The following is a 26,304-nucleotide window of genomic DNA, read 5'->3' as shown; positions in this document are numbered from 1 at the left end:
AAATCGAAAGGCAGACCCCTGACCAACCGCGTCGCCATATGGCTTGCACTTCTGATCCTGCTTGCGCTGATCCTTGACTATGTCATGGGCTATGGCGCGACCCTGTTTCTGGCCCGCCAATTCCTGGCTTTGATCGAATGGGTCGCCTTCTGGCGATAGCGGCGGTTGCCTTTCCCCCCGGCGTGGCGGTATCGCATTGCCAAGCATCAACGAAGGAGTCTTCCCATGGCCGTCAAAGTCGCCATCAACGGATTTGGCCGTATTGGCCGCAATGTGCTGCGTGCCATCATCGAAAACGGTCGCAAGGATATCGAGGTGGTCGCGATCAACGACCTTGGCCCGGTGGAAACCAATGCGCATCTTCTGCGTTACGACTCGGTTCACGGGCGGTTCCCCGCAACCGTCACCACGACCGAGACGACAATCGACGTGGGCCGTGGCCCGATGGAGGTCTCCGCGATCCGCAACCCCACCGAGCTGCCCTGGGGCCATGTCGATATCGTGCTGGAATGCACCGGCATTTTCACGGCGCGCGACAAGGCAGCGGTGCATCTGGAAAACGGCGCCAGCCGGGTGCTGATCTCGGCCCCCGGAGCGGGTGCGGACAAGACCATCGTATTCGGCGTCAATGACGACACGCTGACGGGTGACGATCTTGTCGTTTCGAACGGGTCCTGCACCACCAACTGTCTGGCCCCGGTTGCGCAGGTTCTGAACAACGAATTCGGGATCACCACCGGCTTCATGACCACGATCCACAGCTATACCGGCGATCAGCCAACGCTGGATACGATGCACAAGGACCTCTATCGCGCGCGCGCAGCGGCGGCGAACATGATCCCGACCTCGACCGGGGCGGCCCGTGCGCTGGGTCTGGTGCTGCCGGAACTTGACGGTATCCTTGATGGTGCCTCCGTGCGGGTGCCGACGCCAAATGTTTCCTGCGTCGATCTGAAGGTGGTGCTGAAGAAATCGGTCACCGTGGACGATGTGAACAACGCGATGAAAGAGGCGTCGGAGGGGCGTCTGAAGGGCGTTCTGGGGTATACCAATGAACCGCTGGTTTCCAGCGACTTCAACCACGATCCCGAAAGCTCGAACTTCGCGAGCGAACAAACCAAAGTGCTGCCGGGCAATTTCGTGCGTATTCTGACCTGGTATGACAATGAATGGGGCTTCTCGAACCGGATGTCCGATACGGCGGTTGCCATGGGCAAACTGATGTAACGGGCGGCGCAGGGTCATCCCCGAAGGGGCGTGATCAGGCGCGAATGATCCGATATTTGACGGCGTCCTGGAATCTTCAGGGCGCCGTTTTCACATCCTGGGGCGAGTGTCTTTTGGTGCGGGCACGGTGTGCGACGGGCCGGATCTTCACGGTAGTGGAGCCTTTGTCATCCCCAGATGCGGCTTTGCACGACCGACCGCGCGCGTCATGCAATCCGAATCGCGCTCAGCCTTCCAGCGCGGCGATCATGTCCACCCGGGTTGCGTGCCGTCCGCCTTCGAAATCGGCGCTCAGGAACGCCTCGACAATATCAAGCGCCAGTCCTTCGCCGATGACGCGCGCACCAAGCGCCAGCATGTTGGCGTCATTGTGCTGGCGGATCATCCGGGCCGAGAACGTGTCGGCGCAGACGCCGTAGCGGATGCCCCGGACCTTGTTCGCCGCCATCATGATCCCCTGCCCGGTGCCGCACAGGATGATGCCCAATTGGCAATCGCCCGAGGCGACACGCCGCGCGGCAGCTTCGCCATGGGCCGGGTAATGTGTGCTTTCGGCGGAGGTTGGGCCGATATCCGCAACCTGCCACCCCAGCGCGGTGCAGTGGGCGGCGATGGCTTGGCGCAGGTCAATTGCGGCGTGGTCGCTCGACAGGACGAGGCGGCGCATCAACCGCTGACCAATTTCGCATGCAGTGCGGCGCGCACGTCCGTTGTCACAAATTTGGACACATCGCCGCCCAGCCGCGCAATCTCTTTCACCAGTTTCGAGGCGATCGCCTGATATTCGGCGTCCGCCATCAGAAACACCGTCTCGATCCCGTCATCCAGCGCGCGGTTCATCCCGACCATCTGGTATTCGTATTCGAAGTCCGCCACAGCGCGCAGGCCGCGCACGATCATGCTGGCCCCGACATCGCGGGCGCAATCGATCAGCAGATTGTCGAACGGGTGTACCTGGCATTCCATCCCGGTCTGAGCGGTGATGCGTTTGCATTCCGCCTGCACCATGGCCACCCGTTCATCCAGGTTGAACAATGGTCCCTTGTCTTCGTTGATCGCCACCCCGATGACCAACCGGTCCACCAGTGTGGATGCGCGGTGAATGATATCGAGGTGCCCAAGCGTGATCGGGTCGAACGTGCCGGGGTATAGGCCGATGCGCATGGGCGTCCCTTTCGGCGCGTTTCAGGTGGGCGTGACGCAACCTGATCGCACCGCGATTTGCAAGCCCTAGTGGCCCATCACCATATCGGCCAGCGCATCGCGTTCCATGGAAAGCTCACTCAGGCGGGCCTTGACCACGTCCCCGATCGAAATAAGCCCGATCATCTTGCCATCTTCGATCACCGGCAGGTGGCGGAAACGCCCGTCTGTCATCTGGGCCAGAACCTCGTCAGCGGTCGAACTGCTGGTACAGCTTTGCAGGTTTCGGGTCATCAGATCGTCCACCGTGTCTGTCAGACAGCCGGTGCCGCGTTTGCCCAACTCGCGCACGATGTCGCGTTCAGACAGGATCCCCAGCGCTTGTTCCCCATCCGGAGAGATGATGACGGCACCGATCTTTTTCGATGACAGCAGGGCCACAGCATCGGGCACACTGGTGCCGGGCGGCAGGGTCAGGACGTTTCCTTCAGGCTTGGCATTCAGAATCTGGCGGACGAGCATGTGGCATTCCTTTCGCGCGGTTCTGCCACCAAGGTCGCCGCCATGCCCGTGTCCTGTCAAGTCACGCGCGATGTGTGGGGTCAGGGGCGGCCCCGACGCCGGCCATTCGGGCGCGATTCCCCGGGCTATCCGGGTCATTCCCGGACCACCCCCGGTCACCCAGGGGCGCAACCTTCTGAAAATTGAACGATTGTGGTATGGTTGCAGACATACAGGCAGCACCCAAAACAACGCGAGAGTATCGCCATGCCCCCACTCAGCCGCTTTCTGACCGCCCTAACGCTTGGGATTCTGCTGGTCCCGACCCTGGCAATCGCCGCCACCGAGCCCCGAAATTTCCAGCCGCCGACCGTGCGCGGTGTGACGCTGAACTGGTGCAAACATCAAAACGGCCCCTGCGGCCAGCCAGCCGCCGATCTATTTTGTACCCAGAACGGATTTGACCGGGCCCAGACATTCCAGCACGACCCCCGCGCCGGGGCGCGCGGCGTGCAATCGGTGATTTTCGGTGACGGGATGCTGTGCAACGGACCGCAGTGCCAAGCCTTCGGGTCGATCCTTTGCGTCAAGCGTGTCGCGGAACCCGCGCCGCAACCGGCCCCCGCCCCGCAACCGGCCCCCGCCCCGCAGCCACAACCGACGCCCAAACCCATTCCAAAGGTGCCTGCGCCGCAACAGGCCGAGACCCCCTCGCCGCAGGCCCCGAAGACCGCGCCCACGACCTCTCCGCGGCCCGCGCCGCGCCCGCTGGTCAGCGTGGTCAGTCCCGGCAGCAAGCCCGCGGACGAACCGTTTGTGCCGATCATTCCGCTGAAATTCTTCGCCAAAGGGGCGGAGCTGTTCTGGTGCCAGACCTCGGGCTGTGATGTCGCCACGGACGCGCCGATGAAGGTAACGCCCGGCAACGCCAAGTCCGAACAGTTTCTGTCCAATCTGACGGCCATTCCCTGGGCCAAGGCGGGCATGTGGCAGGTCAGCGACCGCCCCTTTCCGGCGTTTCAGGGCAACGCCAATGACGCAAAATTCACCGGATTGCTGGACTTTGGCCTGGTGTCCGGCGGTAAGCAGACTTTCCGCGTCGATCTGGACGCGGCGGTGGCAAACTCGCCCTTCGATTACCTGTCGAACGTCTATGTCCGGGTAATCCCGCTGCGCCAATTGATCGGCTCGGATTTCGGCGCGTTGCCCACCAATCCGATTCAGGTGCTGTACGGCGCAAACGAACCGGCCCCGCCTGACTTCACCTTCATCGAATTCGACACCAGCCCTCTGGACCTGTTCGAGGTCGAGATCACGGATTTCAAACTTCCCGATTTCTATGACGAAGGTCGCTGGGGCTGCGTCGTGGTCGCCGGGCACAAATTCGAAGGCGTCAGCCCGTTCATCAGCGACATTCACAAAGACCTGTACCCGATCGGGAAAGACCTGTACCCGATCGGGAAGGAGTTCTGCCCGGCACCATATCGCGGCGAGGGAACCCGCGTCGAAAGCCTGGAAGACTTCGCCAACTGGGCGCTGGACAGCTTTGACTGGCTGGGCGGGGCTTATGAATCGTTGCTGGAACTGGCCAGCGATATCATCATGGATTACACGCCCTTCGGGCTGCAATGCAAAGCGCTGGCCGAACTGGCCAATGAAAGCGATATCGAGGCGTTCTGCGAAGGCGTGGCCGACGTGGCCGTTGCCGCCGGAGCCTCGGCCCTAGGCCTGCCGCCAACGATCCCGAATTACAACGAGTTGATAGACAAGGGCGTCGACTATGCCGTTGAACTGGCGGTCGCGGAAATCGAATCTCGCACCGGCGTGCCCTGCATCGGTCCCTGCGAAGACGCCCTGCGCGCCGGGTTGTCGCATTTCGCTGACGAGTTGAAGCGCACCAGCGATATGCCCGGCTGCGTCGACGAGAAGGAGGCGCATCGCCACGGGTCTGAACCGTTGTGCCTGCCGCCCACGGTCATTGCGCGCCCGGCGCCGGGGGCAGAAACCACCTTGCCCTATGTGCAGGTCAAGGTGACCCGCACCAATGTCGCACCGCGCCCGGAACACCTTTATTGGGACGGGCAATGCGGGCTGAGTATCGCGAACTCTGTCAGCAAGTCATTTCCGGCCCAGCGTTGGTGGATCGGCACCCAGCCAGCGCGTTCGATTGATCTGCCAGCGCAGGATGTGATCGGATCGCTGTATAAGGGCGCGTCCTTCCCGCTGGACGTCGCGATGGCACCCGGCGAAAGCGTGACCATCGCAACGTCGCTGCAAGTGAACTGGTACGGGTTTCCCTGGATGATCAAGGAATGGAACAAGTATCAGACCGCCGGACCGCGTGTGGGCATCTACAAGGCCGACTGGATGGGGCTGTATTTTGGCGGCAAGATGCGGCTTTCGGCCGATTGTGTTGAAAAACTCCGTTTTAGGGCCTGAACGATGATTTTTCTTTCCATGCAGCCCGATCCTAAATTTTTGGCGCGGGGGTCGGCCCAAATCGCCTACATGCGCTCACGCGCAGCCATGCGCTGTCTCGTGGTCAAAGCTTTCCGACTATTTCGCTTCATAGGTTTTCGCAAGAAATCCGCGACGCTCTGATTTCGGAGTTTTTCAACACAATCAGCCAGGGTCAGCAGCATCGGCGGCCTGTCGTGCACCGCGCAGGAGGAGGGCGTTGTGCACAACATCACCCTTCCGACCGAATGGCCCTACTGATGCCTGCGCAATCCGGCGATGCGATGACTTTATGGGCTGCGAGGAACGTTAGATCGCGTGGCTTAACCGCCTGAATTGAAGCCAGTAAGGCGACCGGTTTGCGTTTGGATCACTTCAAATGCCCACCCCTGCCGCATGGAGAGTCAGACCGCGATATTCGCAATCGACACGCCTGCGAAAATAACTAATCTCGCGCAGCATGACACGCCCGCTTGCCCCCGCCCTTGCCGCCACTGACCCGCCCCCTGTGATGGAGGCGCGGCGCTGGCTGGACGGTGCAACTTTTCCGCCCGAACGCCCCCTGCTGAACGTCAGCCAGGCCGCCCCGGTTGACCCGCCGCCCGAACCGCTGCGCGCCGCAATGGCCGACGCGATCCTGACCGATGCGTCCGCGCACCTCTATGGGCCGGTTCTGGGCCTGCCCGATTTGCGCGCAGAGGTCGCCAGCCAATGGTCTGCGGCCTATGGCGGGGACCTGCATGCCGAGAACGTCGCCATAACCTCGGGCTGTAATCAGGCGTTCTGCGCAGCACTTGCGACACTGGCCGCCGCCGGGGACGAGGTGATCCTGCCAACCCCTTGGTATTTCAATCACAAAATGTGGTGCGACATGGCCGGGGTGCGCGCTGTGCCGCTGCCCTGCGGCGCGAATATGGTGCCGGATGCGACCTCTGCCGCCGCGCTGATCAGCGATCGCACCCGCGCGATCGTTCTGGTGACGCCGAACAACCCAACGGGTGCGGAATATCCAGCCGACACGCTGAACGCGTTTCGCGATCTGGCGCGTGCGCATGGTCTAGCGCTGATCGTCGATGAAACCTACCGCGATTTTGACAGCCGCAGCGGCGCGCCGCATGATCTGTTCCGCGATCCCGATTGGGATGACACGCTGATCCAGCTCTATTCCTTCTCCAAGGCGTACCGTCTGACGGGCCACCGGGTCGGGGCGATGGTCGCCTCTCGTGCGCGCTTGGGCGAGGTTGAAAAATTCCTCGACACTGTGGCGATCTGCCCGCCGCAACTGGGCCAGCGTGCAGCGCTTTGGGGGATGCGGAACCTGACGCAATGGCTGGCCGGGGAACGGGCGGAAATCCTGGACCGGCGCGCCGCGATCGCAGAAAATTTCCCACGCCTGTCGGGCTGGACGCTGAAGGGCTGCGGCGCCTATTTCGCCTATGCCGAACACCCGTTTGACGACCGATCCGACGCGCTTGCGAAACGGCTGGTCCGCGACGCGGGCATCTTGGCCCTGCCGGGAACCATGTTTCGCCCCGCCGATGACCCCGCAGGCGCGCGCGAAATGCGCATCGCGTTTGCCAACATCGACCGCGCCGGAATATCGACGCTGATGGACCGGCTTCAATCTGTGACCGGCTGAGGCCTGCGCGGCCTTGCCCCCCTGATCCTGCTGGCTTAGACAGCCCCGTCCCCGGACGACAAAACCACCGCAGAAGGCAGCGCACCGCATGGCAAAATCCGCAGGCAAAAAGGCGAGCAATATCGTCGTCTGGATCATCCTCATTCTGCTGATCGTCGGTCTGGCCGGTTTCAGCGTGACGAACTTTGGCGGCTCGAACCAGGCGGTTGGCAAAGTCGGTGAATCCGAGATCACCGTGAACGACTATGCCCGCGCCTTGCAAAGCGAATTGAACGTGCTGCAATCGCAGACCGGTCAGGTCTTTCCAATGGCTCAGGCACAGGCATTCGGCATCGACCGGCGGGTCTTACAGCGGCTGGTGGCCGACGCTGCCATCGACAACGAGGCCAGCGCCATCGGCCTGTCAGTTGGCGACACCGAAGTGGGTCGCCGGGTGCGCGAAATTCCGGGGTTTCAAGGTCTCGACGGGGCATTCGACCGCACAACCTATGAGGCGCGCCTGCGCCAGAACGGTTCCAGCGTAAGCGAGTTTGAAGACATCATCCGCGCCGAGGCGTCGCGCGCGATCCTACAAAGCGCCGTGCTGGGCGGAGCACAAACGCCCGCGACCTTTACCGACACGTTGTTTTCCTATGCGCGCGAGCGTCGCGATTTCACCTGGGCAAGGCTTGGCGCAGCTGATCTGACCGCCCCCGTTGCCGAACCCTCCGACGCGGATCTTCTGGCACATTACGAGGCGAACCCGGAAGACTATACCAACCCGGAAACCAAACAGCTGACCTATGTGTGGCTGTCGCCGGATATGCTGGTGGATACGATTGCAGCCGACGAAGACGCCCTGCGCGCCATGTATGATGATCGGATCGAAGAGTACGTCCGCCCGGAACGCCGGCTTGTCGAACGTCTGGTCTATCCCGATCAGGGCGCCGCAGACGCGGCTCGCGCCCGGCTGGACGCGGGCGAGGCGGAGTTTGAAGATCTTGTGGCCGAACGCGGCCTGGAACTGGATGACGTCGATTTCGGCGACCCCTCAGAAGACGAACTCGGCAACGCGGGCGCGGTTGTATTCGCACTCGACAATCCTGGTATTGCCGGGCCGGTCGACACCGATCTTGGCCCAGCCCTGTTCCGGGTGAACGCCATCCTGACCGCGCAGGAAACCACGTTCGAGGATGTGCGCCAGGACCTGCTGGACGAATATGCCATCGACACCGCCCGCCGCCAGATCGAGGATGAGGTTGACCCGATCGACGATCTGCTGGCCGGGGGCGCGACGCTGGAAGAACTGGCCGCCGAAGCGAAGATGGAGCTTGGCACACTCGACTGGACGCCCGCGTCCAGCGACGACATCGCCGCCTTTGCCGAATTCCGCGAAGCCGCGGCCGCCGTGCAGGAGGGCGACTTCCCCGAGGTGATCCAGGCCCCCGACGGCAGCCTGTTCGCCCTACGCCTGGACGCCCTGATCCCCCCCACCCTGCGCCCGCTGGATGAGGTGAAAGAACAGGTCATTCAGGATTGGGAAAACGCCGAAACCGAAAAACGCCTGGCAGAGCAGATTGCCAACCTGCCGGTTGCCCCCGCTGTTGATGATCTGCCTGCGATCAACCGGGTTGGCGGTGGCGGTTCTGAAGAATTGGGCGACGCCGGGCCGTTTGGTGCCTCTTCAACCCCCGAAACCGATCTTCTGCGCGATGGTTTCATCGAAGGCGGCAGCACCGCGCTGGTCGAAACCGTCTTTTCGATGGAGGTGCCGGGCGACGTGGTCAGCATCCCTTCGGGCGACGGCACCGTCATTGCGGTGCGTCTGGACGCGATCAAGGAACCCGACGACGCAGACGTCGAGGCGACTGCGCTGAAAGATGGCTTTGCCCGGCAGACGGCGGAATCAATGGCCATCGACATGCTGACGGCCTTCACCAATTCGGTGCAGAACCAGGCCGGCATCACGATCAACCAGCATGCCATCAGCGCTGTTCACGCTCAGTTTCCCTGACCGCCGATGGCCCTGACCCCCAGTTTCGAGGATTTTGAGGCCGCCTGGAAAACCGGCGCGAACCAGTTGGTCTGGACCCGGCTGGCGGCCGACCTCGACACGCCGGTATCGCTGATGCTGAAACTGGCCGAGGCGCGCGCGGACTCGTTCATCCTGGAAAGTGTCACCGGCGGCGAAGTGCGCGGGCGCTATTCGATCATCGGCATGAAACCCGATCTGGTCTGGGAATGTCGCGGCACCGAAAGCCGCATCAACCGGCAGGCCCGGTTCGAACGTGACCAGTGGCAGGATTGCGACGACGACCCCCTGACCGCCCTGCGCGCCCTGATCGCGGAAAGCCGGATCGACATTCCCGAAGGTCTGCCACCTGCCAGCGCGGGCCTGTTCGGATATCTTGGCTATGACATGATCCGGCTGGTTGAACATCTGCCTGATGTGAACCCTGATCCGCTGGGCCTGCCCGATGCGATCATGCTGCGCCCGTCGGTCATTGCGGTGCTGGACGGCGTAAAGGGCGAGGTTATCGTCGTCGCCCCGGCCTGGGCCTCGGGCGGGTTGTCGGCGCGTTCGGCTTATGCGCAGGCCGCGGAACGGGTGATGGACGCGGTGCGCGATCTGGAACGCGCCGCTTTCACCGAAACGCGGGATCTGGGTCAGGCCGCAGCCGAAGCCGCGCCGGTGTCAAATTTTGCCAAACCCGATTACCTGGCCGCTGTGGACAAGGCGCGGGACTATATCCGCGCCGGTGATATCTTTCAGGTGGTCCCGTCCCAACGCTGGGCGCAGGACTTCAGCCTGCCGCCGTTCACGCTCTATCGTTCGTTACGCCGCACGAACCCGTCACCTTTCATGTTCTACTTCAATTTCGGCGGCTTTCAGGTCATCGGGGCCAGCCCCGAGATTCTGGTGCGCACCATGGATGGCGAGGTGACGATCCGCCCCATCGCCGGCACCCGCAAGCGCGGCGCCACCCCGGAAGAAGACCGCGCCCTGGAAGCCGACCTGTTGTCGGATGAAAAAGAGCTGGCCGAACACCTGATGCTGCTGGATCTGGGGCGCAATGATGTGGGCCGGGTGGCAAAAATCGGCACTGTTCACCCGACCGAGGAATTTATCGTCGAACGATACTCTCATGTCATGCACATCGTCAGTAACGTCGTCGGAGAGCTTTCGGAAGACCACGACGCCCTGTCCGCCTTGCTTGCCGGTCTGCCTGCGGGCACCGTTTCGGGCGCACCCAAGGTCAGGGCGATGCAGATCATCGACGAACTGGAGCCCGAAAAGCGCGGCGTTTACGGCGGCGGCGTCGGCTATTTCAGCGCCGGTGGCGATATGGATATGTGTATCGCGCTGCGTACAGCAGTGGTGCAGGACGAGACATTGTACATCCAGGCCGGTGGCGGCGTGGTCTGGGACAGCGACCCCGAGGCGGAGTTTCAGGAAACCGTCAACAAAAGCCAGGCAATCCGCCGCGCCGCGGCCGAGGCCGGGCGCTTTGCCCAAGGGCGCAATCGCTGATCAGCAGTCCGGCGGGCGGGCGAGGCACCCCGTGTAAGTGTGCCATTTATCGGGGGGCGTTTGCCGTCAACTTGCGCAAATGCGCCCACCTCGCCCCCCCCCGCGCACTTCCGGTTCCATTTTGGATAGTCAGGATCGTGCGTTAGCCCAGATAACTCAGCGCCGGGAACACCTCCAACAGCCACCAGCTGAACCGGGTGAATGCCCCGGTCAGCAAAGCGATGCCGACAAGGATCAGCAATGCGCCCATGGCCTTTTCGATCGTTCCCATGTGGCGTTTCAGGCGGTTCATCACGCCCATGGCGCGCTGGATGAACATGGCTGCCAGCAGGAACGGGATGCCCAGGCCAAGCGCATAGACCGCCAATAGGGCAGTGCCGCGCGTGACGTTTTGCTCGCTCGCCGCAAGCGACAGGATCGCGCCCAGTTGCGGCCCGATGCAGGGCGTCCACCCGAAGGCGAAGGCCAGGCCCAGGACATAGGCCCCGAAAGACGATCCGCCCCGGTTGCCTGCATCCAGACGAGCCTCACGATCCAGAAAGCCGATCCGCCAGATCGACAGGAAATGCAGCCCGAAAATGATGATGACCACGCCCGAGGCGCGGGAAAACCAGACCTGATTCTGCAAAAAGAACGCCCCGAACGCCGACGCCGTAAAGCCCAGCAGTAAGAACACCGTCGACAGGCCAAGAACAAAGAACACGGCCGAGGTGATGGCCTTGCGTCGGCCCGACCCTTCGGCCTGCATCTCGTTCAGGCTGATCCCGCCCATATAGGCCAGATAGGGCGGCACGATGGGCAGCACGCATGGGCTGAGGAAACTCAGCAGCCCCGCCACAAGCGCCACCAGCATGGCGGGCAGAAGTGAGGCGTCGATGATTTCTATACCGAACATGATACGGTCCCCGGATTGGCCTGCCCGAGACATATGACAGGGTGGCCGCCGCGTCACTCAACGCATTGTCACGATGCGGTGGCGGTGTTGTAACATCACGACGCCGGGATGTGTTTGGGGGGGTATGGTTCGGCGGTGCCCTGCGATATGGGAATGCAATGGATTATGACGACACCTGCGATGCGATTGGCCTGCTGTGCCCCCTGCCCGTTCTGCGTGCACGCAAACGTCTTGGCGCAATGGCGCCGCGTTCGGTGCTGCGTCTGCAATCGGATGATCCGGCGGCGGTGATTGACGTGCCGCATTTCTGTGCCGAAGCCGGGCATGCCTTGATTGCGACCGTCCCCGAGGGGACGATCAACACCTTCTTCATACGGAAATCCGGCTGAGGGCTTAGCGCCCCAGCGACCACCAGCCCTTGCGCTTGGGTTTGGAGTCGTCGGCGGCAACCTTGGCCACCGGTGCTGCGGCGACTTCGGCGGCTTGTTCCGTGGCGGCCGCATCTGCCGCGTCTGCCGTAACTTCGGGCTCCGCTGCCTTCTTGGCACGGCTGCGGGTCTTGCGCTTGGGCTTCTCGGCCACGTCTGCTTCCGGCGCGGGGGCTTCCGCTTCAGGGGTTTCCGCTGCGGGGGCTTCGGATGGCGCGGCCACAGCGATGTCGCCATCACCCTGGGTTACATCAGCCGCCGCCGCTCCGTTGGCTTTTGGCTTTGCGGCGCGCGACCGGCTGCGTGTCGCCGTGCGCTTCTTGGGCGCTTCGTCAGCGGGCGCATCGCCGCCTTCTGCACCCTCCGCAGCTTCGGCGGGTTTGGCATCGCCGTCGGCTGACTGCGCCGCATCCCCGGCCTGTTGGCGGGCGTTGCTGTCACGGTTGTCATTGCCTGAAGCGTCACCATCCCGGTTCTCGCCCGAGTTGCCACGGCCGCGTCCCCGGCGCCGACGGCGGCGGCGTTTCTTGGGCTGGCCTTCTTCGGCTGACGGTTCATCGGGCGCACCAGGCGCTGCGGAGGCTTCGTCGGCGACCAGGTCGACCGCATCGTCGAAGTCATCCATCAGCGAGGCATCGACCGACACAACCGCCGCGCTGACCGCTTTGACATTGCGCGTTGCGGTCTTGAACTTCTCGACCGAGAAATCCGGGCTGACCAGCGCCGGGTCGCCTTCGATGCGAACGGCCATGCCATAACGGACTTCGATCTGGGCCACATGCTCGCGCTTCTGGTTCATCAGATAGTTGGCGAAGGCGACCGGTGCTTTGACCAGTACCTCGCGCGAACGACGGCGCACGCCTTCTTCTTCAAGCTGGCGCAGGATGGCCAGCGACAGGCTGTCGTCACTGCGCAGCAACCCGGTGCCGTGGCAATGCGAACAGGGCTGGGTTGTCGCCTCGATCATGCCGGGGCGCAGACGCTGGCGCGACATCTCAAGCAGGCCAAAGGCGCTGATCCGGCCCACCTGAATGCGGGCGCGGTCGGTCTTGAGCTTGTCCTTGAAACGCTTTTCGACGGCGGTGTTATTCTTACGCTCGTCCATGTCGATATAGTCGATGACGATCAGCCCGGCGAGGTCACGCAGGCGCAACTGGCGCGCCACTTCGTCCGAAGCTTCCAGGTTGGTCTTGAGCGCGGTCTGCTCAATCGACCCTTCCTTGGTCGCCCTGCCCGAGTTGACGTCAATCGCCACCAGCGCTTCGGTCACCCCAATCACAATATACCCGCCCGAGGGCAGCTGCACCGTCGGGTTGAACATCGCACCCAGGTAGGTTTCGACTTGATAGCGCGCAAACAGCGGCTGCGGATCGGCGTAGAGTTTCACGTTCTTGGCGTGGGACGGCATGATCATCTTCATGAAGTCCTTGGCCATCTTATAGCCTTCGGCCCCTTCGACCAGAACCTCGTCAATCTCACGATTATAGAGGTCGCGGATCGAGCGTTTGATCAGGTTGCCTTCTTCGTAAATCTGCGTCGGCGCCGTCGATTTCAGGGTCAGTTCGCGGATCTGCTCCCACAGGCGTTGCAGGTATTCATAATCGCGTTTGATCTCGGTCCGGGTGCGTTGCGACCCCGCCGTACGAATGATCAGCCCCGCGCCCTTGGGCACGTCAATTTCGCTGGCGATTTCTTTGAGTTTCTTGCGGTCGGGGGCGTTGGTGATCTTGCGGGAAATCCCGCCGCCGCGCGCGGTGTTGGGCATCAGCACGCAGTAGCGACCGGCAAGGCTGAGGTAGGTTGTCAGCGCCGCGCCCTTGTTGCCGCGTTCTTCCTTGACGACCTGAACCAGCAGGATCTGGCGGACCTTGATAACCTCTTGAATCTTGTATTTGCGGGCGCGCTGTCGGCGCGGGGCGCGGACCTCTTCGGTGACGTCATCACCGACGCTTTCGACATTCTCGTCACGGGCGGCGGCATTGACGGGTTCGTCTTCGTCAGGTGCTTCGGTGCCGTCATTTTCGGAGGCATCATCGGCGGTATCGTCTTCTGGTGCAGCCTCGCCTTCCAGATCGACGACGTCCATGCCAGGGATGTCGGCGATGACTTCGGCGGTTTGCGCCTTTGCCATCTCATCCGCTTCGGATTGGGCGTCTGTTGCGGGTGCGACGGCTTCGGCGACGTCATTGCCTTCGGCATTCGTGTCGTCGTTTGCGGGTTCCTCAACCTCGGCCGTGACAACGGCGTCATCGGTCTTGGCCGCAGCAGCCTTGCCGCGCCCCCTGCCCCGGCGCGAGCGCGTGGCCTTTTTGGGCTTTTCGTCTTCTTCCGCCTGCTCTTTGGCAAACTCCATTTCCTCGGCCAGCAGGGCCTCGCGATCCGCGACAGGGATCTGATAGTAATCCGGGTGGATTTCGCTGAACGCAAGGAAACCGTGGCGGTTGCCGCCATAGTCGACGAATGCCGCCTGAAGCGACGGTTCGACGCGCGTTACTTTTGCGAGGTAGATGTTGCCAGCAAGCTGGCGTTTGTTTTCCGATTCAAAGTCGAATTCTTCGACCTTGTTTCCGTCAACCACCACGACGCGGGTTTCCTCCGCATGGGTGGCGTCAATAAGCATCTTCTTTGCCATGATATTCCAATGCACCTTCGCCGCAATCCGGCCCCCGGGGGGCGCAGGAACGGGTAAGGTGTCTGTTTCGGGCAATGCGCTGGGTCGTCACGCGGGGCCCGGCGGCATCTGTGGCCACCCCCCTCTGTGTGATCGACGCGTCGCGTTTCATTGCGTTTCTTTCCCGACGCGAACCGGATTGGCACAGCGTCGATTTCCAATCCCACAGTGACAGTTGCCAGCCGCGGGCGTTCGTATTTGGCCTTGCGGCCGATCTTTCTGTTCTGAGCCAGTGGGGCGCTATGCCCGGCACATCCTCAAATACAGCGAAACCAAACTCAGGCCGAAACCTGATAGGCGGACCATAATGGGGGCTGACGTCAAATGACAATGGGGAAAGCGACGAAGACGGATGAAGTTACAGCCCAGACCGGGCGCTGGCGCGCGCCCGGCGCCCGGTTTAAGGGACTCCGGGCGACGCCTGTCGCGGCTATAGGTAGTCGCCGCGCATCAATCCGTATTTGGCCATCTTCTCGTTCAAGGTACGGCGCGGCAGGCATAATTCTTCCATCACGCCGACGATGGATCCCTTGTGGCGCCGCATCGTGTTGTCGATCAGCATCCGCTCGAACGCTTCGACGTATTCTTTCAGCGGTTTGCCCTCGGTCGTCATTGCCGGTTCAGAGTCGTCGCTTTCGGCCATCAGCAGGCTGGCGATTGTGCCGCTGCCACGCCGGTTTTGCAGCACAGCACGTTCGGCCACATTGACCAGCTGGCGGATATTGCCGGGCCACGGGGCCTGCAACAGCTGCGCCGCCTCCTGCGCCGAAACCTCGGGCGCATCACAGCCGTATTCTTCGCTGAACTGTTCGGAAAACCGGGTGAACAGCGTCAGCACGTCTTCCCCGCGCGAGCGTAGCGGCGGCAGCACGATCTTCATCGCGGCCAGGCGATAGTAGAGGTCCGGCCGCAGCACATCTTCGCTGCTTTTGCCCTGTTCCTGCAGGTTGCTGATGCCGACAATGCGGGTTTCGGCCGGGGTGCCCTGATCGTTGATCCAGGTCAGCAGCCGCGCCTGCAGCGCCTTGGGCAGCGCGTCAATGTCTTCCAGCACCAGCGTTCCGCCACGGGCTTCTTCCAGCAGCGGCTGCGCTTCGCCATTTTCCATCGGGCCGAACAGGCGGGCGGACAGATCAGCCTCGTCCATGGACGCGCAGGAGAATATCACGAACTTCTTACCGGACTTCGCCCCGACTGCATGCAGCGCATGGGCCACCAGGGTCTTGCCGGTGCCGGTCTCACCCTCGATCAGTACGTGGCCATCGGCCTGCCCCAGATCAAGAATGTCTTCGCGCAACCGCTCCATCACCGGCGACGAACCAACCAGCTTTTTCATCAGCCCGGTGCCATCGGACAGTTCGCGACGCAGCGCACGGTTATCCAGCGTCAAGCGGCGGTTCGACGTCGCCTTCTTGGCCAGTTCGGTCATCCGATCCGGGTTGAATGGCTTTTCGAGGAAATCATAGGCGCCGACGCGCATCGCCTCGACCGCCATGGGCACGTCGCCGTGGCCGGTGATCATGATGACGGGCAGCGCTGAATCAACACTCATCAGGCGTTTCAGGAAGGCCATGCCGTCCATGCCGGGCATGCGGATATCGCTGACCACGACACCGGGCCAATCCTGCCCGACGTTCTTCAACGCATCTTCGGCGCTGGCGTAGGTCACCGTGTCGAACCCGCTGAGGGCCAGCCACTGGCTGATCGACTGGCGCATATCCTGTTCGTCATCGACGATGGCGATTTTCATGGCTTGACCCATTGGTCCCTCCGTTAAGAATTCTACTCGGCCGCGACCTGAACACGATCCAGAAGCGGCAATCTGACCTCGAACACTGCCCCACCGTCCCGACCGTTTCTTGCTGTCAGCCTTCCACCCAAGTCGTTCACGATAGACGAGGAGATGGCAAGCCCCAGACCGACGCCGTCGCCGGGGGCCTTGGTAGTGTAAAATGGCTCGAACAGGGCTTCCAGATCCTCGATTCCGCCGCCGTTATCGCGCACTGTCAAAACCGCATCTTCCCCGGCATTCAAAAGCACATGAATTTCGGGCGTGTCTATGGATTTGGTGGCGTCCAGCGCATTGCGCAAGAGGTTGATGAGCACTTGTTCCAACCGGATACGATCCGCCATCACCATCACCGCTTCACGCGGCAAAGTGGTGGTGATCGCAATGTCGCGTTTCCTAAGCTGCGGTTCCATCAGCGAGACCGCCGTACTGACAGAAGCCCTTGCATCCAAAGGCTCGACCGCCTCTTCGCCCTTGCGCGCATAGCTCTTCAACTGCTTGGTGATTGCGCCCATGCGTTCAATCAGATCATCGACCCGGTTGAAGGATGACATCGCCTCTTCCGGGCGCTTGCGGTTCAACAACAGCTTGGCGCCGGCGATATAGGTCTTCATCGCCGCCAGTGGCTGGTTCAACTCGTGACTGACAGCCGCCGACATCTCGCCCAAAGCGGCGAGTTTTGAGGTTTGCGCCACCGTCTGTTCGGCCACTTCCAGGTGCTTTTCCGCCCGCTGCCGCTCGGCAACTTCCCGCTGTAGGGCCTGGTTCAACTGGCGAAGCTCTGCCGACTCGCGCTGGAAAAACCGCGATCGCAGCACCGCTTTGCGGGTCGTCAGGTACAGCGCCAGTGCCAGCAGGATGGCAAATCCCATAATCTCTAGCGCGATGACACCGTTCACGCGTTCGCGCACGCCCGCATAGGTGGTGAAGCTGGCCATCCGCCAGCCCTGGAACGGAATGCGCGCTTCCTGGCGCATCACCGAATCACCCTGAAGATAGGCCCCGATGGGCAAGGCCGCCCATTCGGCGGTAGCCTGGATCGCGCGCTGAATGGCCGATGGGGCCGAGCGCACGGCCAGCGCGTCCTCCTCGGTCAGGCCGCGCCAGCGGCTTTCAGTGGCCAGAATGATCTCGCCTTCACTATCGGTCACCAGAACCGCGTCCGAGAACCCGGCCCAGGACGATTCAAACTTGGCCAGATCCACCCCGACGACGATGACACCTGCGGTTTCCCCGCCCGCTTCGATCTTGCGGGTATAGCTGAACACGCGTGCGCCGCTGTCCTGTTTGAAAGTCGTGAAAACTGTGCCCGAGGCGCGCAAAGCCTCAATAAAGTAGGGCGCGCTGCGGTGGAGGGATCCTAGCAACGTGCGGTCCGTCGCCGCCACGACCCGGCCAGACGCATCCAGAAGCATCAGCGATGCGGCCTCAATCTCCTCTCGGTACGAAATCAGGCGCTGGGTCGATTGCGAATAATCTGCCGAGTTCAGCGCCCCGATCAGCGACGGATCGCGCGACAGCAGCAGTGGTACGATCGAGGCGCGCTGAAGCTCACTCAGCATGTTGCCGGAATAGAGCGCCAGCCGGACGTGCGCGCGTGACCGCGTGTTTTCGGTAAAGCGTTCGGTCAGCAGTGAATTTGTGAACCAGACCACCGCGATCGCCATGACCACAACAATCAGGAAAGCCGCCCGCGCACGCCAGCTGAGCCCCTTGCGGAGCGATTTGCGGCGGGCCGCGCGCTTGGGCGCAGCCTCTGACCGGGCGGGGGCGCTGGTTTCAGCCATGTCGGTGCAAGATAGGGCCTGCGCCCGGATCACTCAAGCGGCGCGCGTTCAGACCAGTGCCAGCGCACCCGTCAGGCTGGTGAACATCGCCGCGCCATCGGTGTTGCCCTGCACGGCCTCGATCGCACGTTCCGGATGCGGCATCAGCCCCAGAACCCGGCGATTTTCGCTGAGGACACCGGCGATATCCTCGACCGAGCCGTTCACCTGTTCGGTGTAGCGCAAGGCGACACGCGCCTCGGCGTTGAGCCGGGTCAGGGTCTCGTCGTCAGCGACATAATTGCCATCGTGATGCGCCACCGGCAGGCGGATTTGCGCGCCCTTGCCGTAGGTTTCCGTAAACGCGCTTTCGGACGTTTCGACCCGTAACCCGACAGTGCGACAGACGAATTTCAGTGCGCCGTTGCGCATCAGGGCGCCTGGCAGCAGGCCGGTTTCGGTCAGCACCTGAAACCCGTTGCAGATGCCCAAAACATAGCCGCCGCGCCCGGCATGGGCGACCAGCGCCCTGGTGATCGGCGACTGCGCCGCAATCGCGCCGCAGCGCAGGTAATCCCCGAACGAAAAACCGCCCGGCACCCCGACGATATCCACCCCCTCGGGCAGCGAGGTATCCTTGTGCCAGACCATCGACACCTCGGCCCCGATGCTGCGAAACCCTTCGGCCAGGTCGCGGTCGCAGTTGGACCCCGGAAAGACCAGAACCGCCGCCTTCATGTCAGGATTTCCACGTCGTAGCGTTCGATGACCGTATTGGCGAGCAGCTTTTGACACATCGCGTCGACCTGCGCCTCGGCACCCGCTTTGTCTGGGGCATCCAAGTCCAGCTCGATCACCTTGCCCTGCCGGACCCCGTTGACGCCCTCAAACCCCAGCGTGCTCAGCGCATGGCGCACCGCTTCACCCTGCGGGTCGAGCACGCCATCCTTCAGCATCACATGCACCCGTGCCTTCATGTGCGACCCCTCACCGTCTTCTTTTCCCAAATACTCAATTCCGACCCTTGCCCCCGCAATCCGCCGCTAGTTGATCAGCGTCGGTTTCACCGCGTGTGTCACGTTTGACGGCAGCACGCCCAATCGTTTGGCGACTTCACGATAGGCATCGGCCAGATCGCCCAAATCGCGGCGGAAAACGTCCTTATCCAGCTTGTCGCCGGTTTCCATGTCCCACAGGCGGCACGAATCCGGGCTGATCTCATCAGCCAGAATCAGGCGCTGAAAATCGCCGTCCCAGACGCGGCCAATCTCGATCTTGAAATCGATCAGTTTGATCCCGATCCCCAGCATCAGACCGGACATGAAATCGTTGACGCGTAGCGCCATCGAGACCATGTCATCCAGATCCTGCTGGCTGGCCCAGCCGAAGGCGCTGATGTGTTCCTCCGTCACCAGCGGGTCGCCCAGCTTGTCATCTTTCAGGCAGAATTCGACAATCGGACGGGGCAGCGGCGTCCCCTCCTCTATGGCGAGCCGTTCGGACAATGTTCCGGCTGCGAAATTGCGAACGATGACCTCCAGCGGAATGATCTCGACCTGGCGGATCAGCTGTTCGCGCATATTCAGGCGGCGGATGAAATGGGTCGGAATGCCGATCTGGCCAAGACCGGTCATGAAATATTCGCTGAGGCGGTTGTTCAGCACGCCCTTGCCGTCGATCACCGCCTTTTTCTGGGCGTTGAACGCAGTGGCGTCATCCTTGAAATATTGCACCAATGTGCCGGGCTCAGGACCTTCATAGAGGATCTTTGCCTTGCCCTCGTACACCTTCTTGCGTCGCGCCATGCCGTCCCGCCCCCCCGTTTTGGCAGAGTTCCCGCCACTTTGGCCTTCCCCATAGGGCAAAGGCGCTGGGGCGGCAAGAACACCCTCTTGGCAATTGGCCGCGGCGTGGGCATATGAAAGGGAACCGAGATCAATCAGAGGCGACCCCCATGTCCACATTCGACGACCGCGAAACCGCATTCGAAGCCAAATTTGCCCATGACGCGGATATGCAGTTCAAGGCCGAAGCGCGCAGGAACAAGCTGCTGGGTCTATGGGCAGCCGGATTGCTGGGAAAAACCGGCGACGCCGCCGCGGCCTATGCGTCCGAGGTGGTCAAGGCGGATTTTGAAGAGGCTGGCGACGAAGACGTCTATCGCAAGCTGTCCGGCGATCTTGGGGACAAAGCCTCGGAAGCCGATATCCGCGCGCAGATGGTCGCCATGATGGCCGAAGCCAAGGCGATGCTGATCGACGAAGCCTGATCCGGTCCGTTCCATTGGGAGGGGCCGCACGATATGAAATCGTGCGGTACGTGGCTGCGAGCGATGGCTGGAGGGGCCAGCCCCTCCAGACCTCCCCGGAGTATTTTCGGCGAAAAGACAATCGGTAAATCCGAAGGGTGTTTGCCTGAAAGCCTGCCCCGGCGCTGGTCGTGGTGTTCGGGTCGATTTGGTGTTGGCGCTCCCAACTCGTGCCGTTACGATGCACGGTGTCAGCGGGACTGAAACCCGTAACGTCTGGGAGGACATCATGAACACAACACTTTCACGCCTGGCACTGGCCGGGATCGTCGCCGCGTTTGCAGGCGAAGCCGTCGCTGTCGAATGGAATGTCAGCGTCTGGGGCAAGCGGCGCGCCTTTACCGAGCATATCGAAAAGATGGCTGAACTGGTCAGCGAGAAGACCGGCGGCGATTTCACCATGAACGTCAGCTATGGCGGGCTGTCCATGAACCGCGAGAATCTGGACGGGATCTCGATCGGGGCTTTCGAGATGGCGCAGTTCTGTGCCGGCTATCACCGCGACAAGAACCGCGCGATCACCGTGCTGGAACTGCCGTTCCTGGGCGTAGCGAACCTGGACGAGGAGGTCGCCGTTTCAGCCGCAGTTTACGCGCACCCCGCCGTGCAGGAAGAAATGGCGCAGTGGAACGCGAAACTGCTGATGACCAGCCCGATGCCGCAGTACAATCTGGTTGGCACCGGCGATCCGCGTGATGAGCTGTCGGAATTCGATGGCATGCGCGTGCGCGCCACCGGTGGCCTGGGTCAGGCGTTTGAATCCGTGGGCGGGGTGCCGACCTCGGTCACCGCGACCGAAGCCTATAACGCCATGGAAAGCGGCGTAGTGGATACGGTGGCCTTTGCGCAGCACGCCCACCTGTCGTTCCGCACTATCGACATTGCTGATTGGTGGACCGAAAACCTGAACCCCGGCACGGTGAACTGCCCGGTGGTTGTGAACACCGACGCCTATGAGGCGCTGAGTGATGAGCATCGCGCCGCATTGGATGCGGCTGTCGGCGAAAGCATCGACCATTATCTGACCAACTATGGCGAACTTCTTCAGAAGTGGGAGAGCATTCTGGCCGAGAAGAACGTCACCAAGGTCACCGTGGACGAGGCCGAGATTGCCAAGTTCCGCGAGGCCAGCCTGCCGATCCACCAGCAGTGGATCGACGACATGACCGCACAGGGCCTGCCGGGTCAGGAGTTGTATGACCTTGTGATCTCGACCCTGGAAAAAACCCGGATGGCGAACTGAGCCAAACGGTTGATGATTGTGGCCCCGGTGCATTCCGGGGCCTCGATCTGACCTGACCCCTGTATGAGCACCTCTTCCGTTCAAAGCGATGATACTATCCTGTCACGGGCGGATCGTGGCTGGTTGAAGCTGGAAAGCGGATTGAATCTGCTGTCCGGCGTGGTGATCTTCATGCTGGTGCTATTGGCGATCACCAATGTTCTGGGGCGCAAATTTCTGAACATTCCTGTGCCCGGCTACGTCGACTGGACCGAGCAATTCATGGCCGCTTTCGCCTTCCTTGGGCTGGCGTTCTGCCAGCGGGAAGGTGGTCATATCCGCATGGATATCGTCGTCGGCCGGTTGCGCCGCCGACCGCTGTGGCTGGCCGAGTGGTTGTCGATTCTGTTCATACTGCTGCTGACCACGGCGTTGATCTATGGCACGTTCTTCCATTTCCTGCGCTCGTTCGACTGGGGCGCGCCAAACTGGTCCACCGACAGTTCGATCGACATCGCCCTGCCGCTCTGGCCCGCCAAGCTGATCGTGCCGTTTTCGATGGCGGTGCTGTGGGTGCGGCTTGCGCTACAACTCTGGGGGTTTGGGCGGGCGCTGCGCGACGATGCCGATGTGCCCGTGGCGGTGCCGCTGATCGAGGATCCGGCGACGCAGGCCAATAAGGAAGCGGAGTCTGTAGTTGGTGCCGATGGATAACGCGGCATTTTCCATGGACGCACCGAAGGCTGGATTTGTCGGTTGCTCGACGGTCGCCCCGACGGATTGGCGAGTGCACGGCTTGCGCTGCCGTATTTCGGAAGGCTTCGCGTGATGGATAACCTTGTCGACATGAAGGTGCTGCTGGCGGGGATGGATATCTTTACCGTCTCGCTCTGGCTGACGGGGGCGATGCTGGTTCTTGTCATCATCGGGGTGCGGGTGGCCTTTGCGACGGCGTTCATCGGCTTTCTGGGTCTTTGTCTGTTTTTCATGCAGAAACAGGGGTTTGACAAAGGCCTGATCACGGCGATGAAGCTTGCCGGGCAAGTGCCGCATTCGAAATCGACGACCTATGCGCTTAGCCTGATTCCGACATTCATTCTGATCGGTTACCTTGCCTATTACGCCGGGCTGACCGGGTATCTGTTTGAGGCCGCAAAACGCTGGGTCGGATGGCTGCCGGGCGGGCTTGGCGTTGCCACGGTCTTTGCCACCGCCGGGTTTGCCGCTGTGTCTGGCGCATCCGTCGCAACCTCGGCCGTATTCGCGCGCATCGCCATCCCTGAGATGCTGAAAGTCGGCTATGACAAACGCTTCGCTGCCGGGGTTGTCGCCGCCGGTGGGACGCTTGCCTCGCTGATCCCGCCCTCGGCGATCCTGGTGATCTATGCCATTATCGTTGAGGAAAGCGTCGGCAAGCTGTTGCTGGCGGGCTTCATTCCGGGCGTCGTCTCGGCGTTGATCTATGCCGGGCTGATCACCGGCATGGCGCGGTTTCGCCCCAGCCTTGGCCCGCCCGTCGGGGGGTTCACCTGGAAACAGCGGTTCACCGCCCTGCCCGGCGCGATGCCGATCCTGCTGGTCGTCTTCATCATCGTCTATTCGATCTATTTCGGCTGGGCGACCCCGACCGAGGCTGGGGCCCTGGGCGCAGGCGTCGTGCTGGCAATGGCGTTGTGGCAGGGCATGCGCTGGGGTCAGTTGAAAGGCGCGCTGATGGAAGCCGCCAAGCTGACCGTGATGATCTTCACGATGATCTGGGGGGTGCTGATCTATGTGCGTTTTCTGGGCTTCGCCAAGCTGCCAAACGCCTTCGCCGACTGGATCGCGGGGCTGGAGCAACCGGCGCTGGTGACCCTGCTGTTGATCCTTGGGGCCTATGTCATCCTGGGGATGTTCATGGACGCCATCGGCATGCTGATCCTGACGCTGCCGATTACTTTTCCGGCGGTCATCGCGCTGAACGGGGGCGCAGACGTGCTGCGGGCCGACTCGGCGCTTGGCATAACGGCCGAGGAATGCGCGATCTGGTTCGGGATCATCGTGGTGAAAATGGCCGAGCTCTGTCTGATTACGCCACCCATCGGCCTGAACTGTTTCGTGGTGGCGGGCGTGTCGCAGGACGCGAAGATGGATATATCGGTGCAGGACGTGTTCCGCGGTGCCTCACCCTTCTTCATTGCCGACGTGGTGACGGTCGGCGTGCTGATCGCCTTCCCGGCGATTGTGCTGTGGCTGCCGGGGCTGTTGTAGCGCGCGCCGGGCGGAGGCCATTCCAACAGCATTTCTGATGGTCCGCATGGCGCTTCAGCGCGTCACCATCAGCCGTTTCAGCCCGTGAAAATGATAGGTGTCCGCGTATTCGGGCGCCCCGGCCAGTTTCAGGTTCGGGCAGCGGGTGAACAGGGCCGGCAGGGCAATCTGCATTTCCAACCTTGCCAGCGCCGCACCAAGGCAAAAGTGGATGCCAGCACCGAAACTGGCGTTTTTGGTGACTTTGCGCGTGGGGTCAAACAGGCGCGCACCGGGCCAGACTGTGGGATCCCGGTTGGCGGCTGCCAGCAAACAACCAACCTCGGAACCTGCCTTCAGTTCAACGCCCGAAACCGTGGTGGCTTCGTAGACATATCTGGTGAACTTGTGCAGCGGCGGATCGAAACGCAAAATCTCCTCAACCGTGCCTTCAATGGATGTCGGTTCCAGCGCGGCCACCGGGGTTTTGCGCTCTAGCAGCGTCTTCACGCCGTTGGCGATGGTGTGCACGGTCGCCTCGTGCCCCGCGTTCAGCAAAAGCACACAGGTCGAGATCATTTCGCCGTCGCTGAGGCTGTCATCCTTTTCGCGCACCCGGATCAGATCGCTGATCAGGTCTTCGCCCAGGTCCGAGCGTTTGGCGGCAATGGCGTGGCGCAGGTAATCCTCAAACGCTGCGGCCGCGGCCGAGGCGGCGTCTTCAACAGCGCGGTCGCGCCGCGCCTGATACATCGCCACCATGGCGTTCGACCAAGCCTGCAACTGGGGCGCATCTTCGTCGGGCAACCCCATCAGACGCGTGATAACCAATACCGGCAGAGGCCCCGCAAAGCAGTCGATCAGGTCAAAATCCTCGGCCCACGGCAACCTGTCGATCATGGTGTAGGTCAGAACCGAGATATCGAGCGACATCGCCGCGATCCGCCGGGTCGAAAACGCATGTTGGACCATGCGGCGCAACCGGGTGTGGTCGGGCGGCTCCAACTCCAGCAGGGAATAGGCCTCGACCCGGTCGAAGTCGGCCAGATGGGCCTGCGCGGGCGGGCGCTTGGGCGGTTCGCGCCCCATTGTTCGGGCTTTGAAAATCGCGTTGACGGCCCCAAGACCAAGGGCGACGGGCATGTCGTAGTCGTCCCAGAACACAACATCGCCCAGGCTGCGGGCGCGTTCATAGAACGGATAAGGATCCTGCACGAATGCCGGATCGGTCGGATCTTGCTGAATGTGTTTCATCCCGGCGCCAAAGTGACCTGCTTGTGTTAACTAATGCAAGGGCTCGGAACGCAAAGCACACGCATTTCATGTGCCCGGGCAATCGCCCGCAAGATTTCCATATCAATACCCGCGCCTGTCAGATAAAAAAACGCATCACCCCGGCCAAACGGGGACGACCAACCATGGGAGAATACCGACATGAAACACATCATTCACACAGTTGCTGCCGCAGCACTGGCTGCCAGTGCCGGTGCCGCGCATGCTGCCAGCCATGCGGGCGGATGCGACGACGGTGAAATTGTCATCAAATTCAGCCACGTCACCAACACCGACAAGCATCCAAAGGGCATCGCCGCGACCCTTCTGATGGAACGTGTGAACACCGAAATGGACGGCACCGCCTGTATGGAGGTGTTCCCGAACTCGACCCTCTACAACGACGACAAAGTGCTTGAGGCGATGCTTCAGGGCGACGTTCAGCTGGCCGCACCCAGCTTGTCGAAGTTCGAGAAGTTCACCAAGCAATTCCGCCTGTTCGACCTGCCGTTCATGTTCAAGGACATCGAAGCGGTCGACGGATTTCAGGCCTCGGATGCCGGTCAGGCGATGAAGGACAGCATGCAGCGCCGTGGCCTGCAGGGCATGGCGTTCTGGCACAACGGTATGAAGCAAATGTCGGCCAATGTGCCGCTGGTTCTGCCCACCGACGCCAACGGCCTGAAGTTCCGCGTGCAATCCTCGGACGTGCTGGTCGCGCAGATGGAAGCCATTGGCGGGTCGCCGCAGAAAATGGCGTTCTCGGAAGTTTACGGCGCGTTGCAGCAGGGCGTTGTGGACGGGCAGGAAAACACCTGGTCGAACATCTTCGGACGCAAGTTCTTCGAAGTTCAGGACGGCGTGACCGAAACCAACCACGGCATCATCGACTATCTGGTGGTAGCCAGCGTTGACTGGCTGGACAGTCTTGATCCGGCGGTGCGTGACCAGTTCACCACCATCCTTAACGAAGTGACCGAGCTTCGCAACGGAGAGGCTTTCGCCGTGAACGAGGCCGCCAAACAGTCGATCCTGGACGCCGGTGGCGTCATTCGCCAGCTGGACGACGCACAGCGCGCGGCCTGGGTCGAAGCGATGAAGCCGGTTTGGGACAAGTTCGCCGGTGACGTTGGTCAGGACATGATCGACGCGGCCCAAAGCTTCAACGCCGGAAGCTGAACCAAAACAGCGGGCCTGCCGGTCATTTGGCAGGCCCGCATCAAAAATAACGACAGGGGCAATCGGG

24 protein-coding genes are annotated in these 26,304 nt (G+C 61.9%); 12 read left to right on the top strand and 12 right to left on the bottom strand.

The window, feature by feature from the left end; all coding sequences use genetic code 11:
• The first annotated feature begins 18 nt into the window (after positions 1 to 18).
• A complete protein-coding gene (locus GKR99_11590) occupies positions 19 to 159 on the top strand; it encodes a glyceraldehyde-3-phosphate dehydrogenase (protein NKB28153.1) in 141 nt (46 codons plus the stop codon).
• Positions 160 to 225: 66 nt separating this feature from the next.
• The gene (gene gap, locus GKR99_11585; protein ID NKB28152.1) at positions 226 to 1,227 is read left to right on the top strand and encodes a type I glyceraldehyde-3-phosphate dehydrogenase; all 1,002 of its coding nucleotides are present in this window, start codon (positions 226 to 228) and stop codon (positions 1,225 to 1,227) included.
• Positions 1,228 to 1,453: 226 nt separating this feature from the next.
• Here gap and rpiB read toward each other — a convergent pair whose 3' ends face one another.
• From rpiB to GKR99_11570, 3 genes are all read right to left on the bottom strand, one after another.
• Positions 1,454 to 1,894 carry a ribose 5-phosphate isomerase B gene (rpiB, locus tag GKR99_11580; protein NKB28151.1) on the bottom strand — a complete coding sequence of 147 codons (441 nt, stop codon included), beginning with the start codon at positions 1,892 to 1,894 and terminating at the stop codon, positions 1,454 to 1,456.
• Positions 1,894 to 2,391, bottom strand: a complete 498-nt coding sequence (gene coaD / locus GKR99_11575) for a pantetheine-phosphate adenylyltransferase (GenBank protein NKB28150.1) — start codon at positions 2,389 to 2,391, stop codon at positions 1,894 to 1,896. Before coaD ends, rpiB begins: the two co-directional genes overlap by 1 nt.
• Before the next feature lie 66 nt (positions 2,392 to 2,457).
• A complete protein-coding gene (locus tag GKR99_11570; GenBank protein NKB28149.1) occupies positions 2,458 to 2,892 on the bottom strand; it encodes a CBS domain-containing protein in 435 nt (144 codons plus the stop codon).
• A 246-nt stretch (positions 2,893 to 3,138) separates the two neighbouring features.
• Here GKR99_11570 and GKR99_11565 point away from each other — a divergent pair, with 246 nt between their 5' ends.
• A complete protein-coding gene (locus tag GKR99_11565) occupies positions 3,139 to 5,310 on the top strand; it encodes a hypothetical protein (protein NKB28148.1) in 2,172 nt (723 codons plus the stop codon).
• Between the two features lie 65 nt (positions 5,311 to 5,375).
• Here GKR99_11565 and GKR99_11560 read toward each other — a convergent pair whose 3' ends face one another.
• On the bottom strand, positions 5,376 to 5,513 hold the full coding sequence (locus GKR99_11560; GenBank protein NKB28147.1) for a hypothetical protein: 138 nt from the start codon (positions 5,511 to 5,513) through the stop codon (positions 5,376 to 5,378).
• Positions 5,514 to 5,788: 275 nt separating this feature from the next.
• Here GKR99_11560 and GKR99_11555 point away from each other — a divergent pair, with 275 nt between their 5' ends.
• The 3 genes from GKR99_11555 to GKR99_11545 all read left to right on the top strand — a co-directional run bounded on the left by GKR99_11555 (position 5,789) and on the right by GKR99_11545 (position 10,478).
• The gene (locus tag GKR99_11555; protein ID NKB28146.1) at positions 5,789 to 6,967 is read left to right on the top strand and encodes an aminotransferase; all 1,179 of its coding nucleotides are present in this window, start codon (positions 5,789 to 5,791) and stop codon (positions 6,965 to 6,967) included.
• Positions 6,968 to 7,055: 88 nt separating this feature from the next.
• Positions 7,056 to 8,960 (top strand): peptidylprolyl isomerase, encoded by a 1,905-nt coding sequence (locus GKR99_11550; GenBank protein NKB28145.1) that lies wholly within the window; start codon positions 7,056 to 7,058, stop codon positions 8,958 to 8,960.
• A gap of 6 nt (positions 8,961 to 8,966) precedes the next feature.
• On the top strand, positions 8,967 to 10,478 hold the full coding sequence (locus tag GKR99_11545; GenBank protein NKB28144.1) for an anthranilate synthase component I: 1,512 nt from the start codon (positions 8,967 to 8,969) through the stop codon (positions 10,476 to 10,478).
• A gap of 142 nt (positions 10,479 to 10,620) precedes the next feature.
• Here GKR99_11545 and GKR99_11540 read toward each other — a convergent pair whose 3' ends face one another.
• Complete coding sequence (locus tag GKR99_11540) at positions 10,621 to 11,373, bottom strand: cytochrome c biogenesis protein CcdA (GenBank protein ID NKB28143.1); 753 nt, start codon at positions 11,371 to 11,373, stop codon at positions 10,621 to 10,623.
• Positions 11,374 to 11,531: 158 nt separating this feature from the next.
• Between GKR99_11540 and GKR99_11535 the strand changes: the two genes are divergently transcribed.
• A complete protein-coding gene (locus GKR99_11535; protein NKB28142.1) occupies positions 11,532 to 11,762 on the top strand; it encodes a preprotein translocase subunit TatB in 231 nt (76 codons plus the stop codon).
• A gap of 4 nt (positions 11,763 to 11,766) precedes the next feature.
• Here the strand turns inward: GKR99_11535 and GKR99_11530 are convergent, their stop codons facing one another.
• The 6 genes from GKR99_11530 to GKR99_11505 all read right to left on the bottom strand — a co-directional run bounded on the left by GKR99_11530 (position 11,767) and on the right by GKR99_11505 (position 19,832).
• On the bottom strand, positions 11,767 to 14,433 hold the full coding sequence (locus tag GKR99_11530; protein NKB28141.1) for an Rne/Rng family ribonuclease: 2,667 nt from the start codon (positions 14,431 to 14,433) through the stop codon (positions 11,767 to 11,769).
• A 469-nt stretch (positions 14,434 to 14,902) separates the two neighbouring features.
• Positions 14,903 to 16,234: a response regulator gene (locus GKR99_11525; protein ID NKB28140.1), complete on the bottom strand. Its 1,332-nt coding sequence runs from the start codon at positions 16,232 to 16,234 to the stop codon at positions 14,903 to 14,905.
• A gap of 20 nt (positions 16,235 to 16,254) precedes the next feature.
• The gene (locus tag GKR99_11520) at positions 16,255 to 18,048 is read right to left on the bottom strand and encodes a sensor histidine kinase (GenBank protein ID NKB28139.1); all 1,794 of its coding nucleotides are present in this window, start codon (positions 18,046 to 18,048) and stop codon (positions 16,255 to 16,257) included.
• A gap of 48 nt (positions 18,049 to 18,096) precedes the next feature.
• The gene (gene purQ, locus GKR99_11515) at positions 18,097 to 18,765 is read right to left on the bottom strand and encodes a phosphoribosylformylglycinamidine synthase subunit PurQ (protein ID NKB28138.1); all 669 of its coding nucleotides are present in this window, start codon (positions 18,763 to 18,765) and stop codon (positions 18,097 to 18,099) included.
• Positions 18,762 to 19,004, bottom strand: a complete 243-nt coding sequence (gene purS, locus GKR99_11510; GenBank protein ID NKB28137.1) for a phosphoribosylformylglycinamidine synthase subunit PurS — start codon at positions 19,002 to 19,004, stop codon at positions 18,762 to 18,764. Before purS ends, purQ begins: the two co-directional genes overlap by 4 nt.
• 66 nt (positions 19,005 to 19,070) lie before the next feature.
• A complete protein-coding gene (locus GKR99_11505; GenBank protein ID NKB28136.1) occupies positions 19,071 to 19,832 on the bottom strand; it encodes a phosphoribosylaminoimidazolesuccinocarboxamide synthase in 762 nt (253 codons plus the stop codon).
• A 149-nt stretch (positions 19,833 to 19,981) separates the two neighbouring features.
• Between GKR99_11505 and GKR99_11500 the strand changes: the two genes are divergently transcribed.
• From GKR99_11500 to GKR99_11485, 4 genes are all read left to right on the top strand, one after another.
• Positions 19,982 to 20,296, top strand: coding sequence for a DUF1476 family protein (locus GKR99_11500; protein ID NKB28135.1), 315 nt, complete (start codon positions 19,982 to 19,984; stop codon positions 20,294 to 20,296).
• A gap of 268 nt (positions 20,297 to 20,564) precedes the next feature.
• The gene (locus GKR99_11495) at positions 20,565 to 21,578 is read left to right on the top strand and encodes a C4-dicarboxylate ABC transporter substrate-binding protein (protein NKB28134.1); all 1,014 of its coding nucleotides are present in this window, start codon (positions 20,565 to 20,567) and stop codon (positions 21,576 to 21,578) included.
• Positions 21,579 to 21,641: 63 nt separating this feature from the next.
• On the top strand, positions 21,642 to 22,271 hold the full coding sequence (locus GKR99_11490) for a TRAP transporter small permease subunit (GenBank protein NKB28133.1): 630 nt from the start codon (positions 21,642 to 21,644) through the stop codon (positions 22,269 to 22,271).
• 153 nt (positions 22,272 to 22,424) lie between these two features.
• The gene (locus GKR99_11485; protein ID NKB28132.1) at positions 22,425 to 23,807 is read left to right on the top strand and encodes a TRAP transporter large permease subunit; all 1,383 of its coding nucleotides are present in this window, start codon (positions 22,425 to 22,427) and stop codon (positions 23,805 to 23,807) included.
• 54 nt (positions 23,808 to 23,861) lie between these two features.
• Here GKR99_11485 and GKR99_11480 read toward each other — a convergent pair whose 3' ends face one another.
• Positions 23,862 to 25,040 carry a cytochrome P450 gene (locus GKR99_11480; protein ID NKB28131.1) on the bottom strand — a complete coding sequence of 393 codons (1,179 nt, stop codon included), beginning with the start codon at positions 25,038 to 25,040 and terminating at the stop codon, positions 23,862 to 23,864.
• A 180-nt stretch (positions 25,041 to 25,220) separates the two neighbouring features.
• Between GKR99_11480 and GKR99_11475 the strand changes: the two genes are divergently transcribed.
• A complete protein-coding gene (locus tag GKR99_11475) occupies positions 25,221 to 26,237 on the top strand; it encodes a DctP family TRAP transporter solute-binding subunit (GenBank protein NKB28130.1) in 1,017 nt (338 codons plus the stop codon).
• Positions 26,238 to 26,304 lie beyond the last annotated feature (67 nt).

It is taken from the genome of Paracoccaceae bacterium (assembly GCA_012103375.1).
In the GTDB taxonomy this organism is placed as follows: Bacteria; Pseudomonadota; Alphaproteobacteria; order Rhodobacterales; family Rhodobacteraceae; genus WLWX01.
Note: the sequence above shows the minus strand (reverse complement) of the source record. Positions and strands in the feature narration are given on the sequence as shown.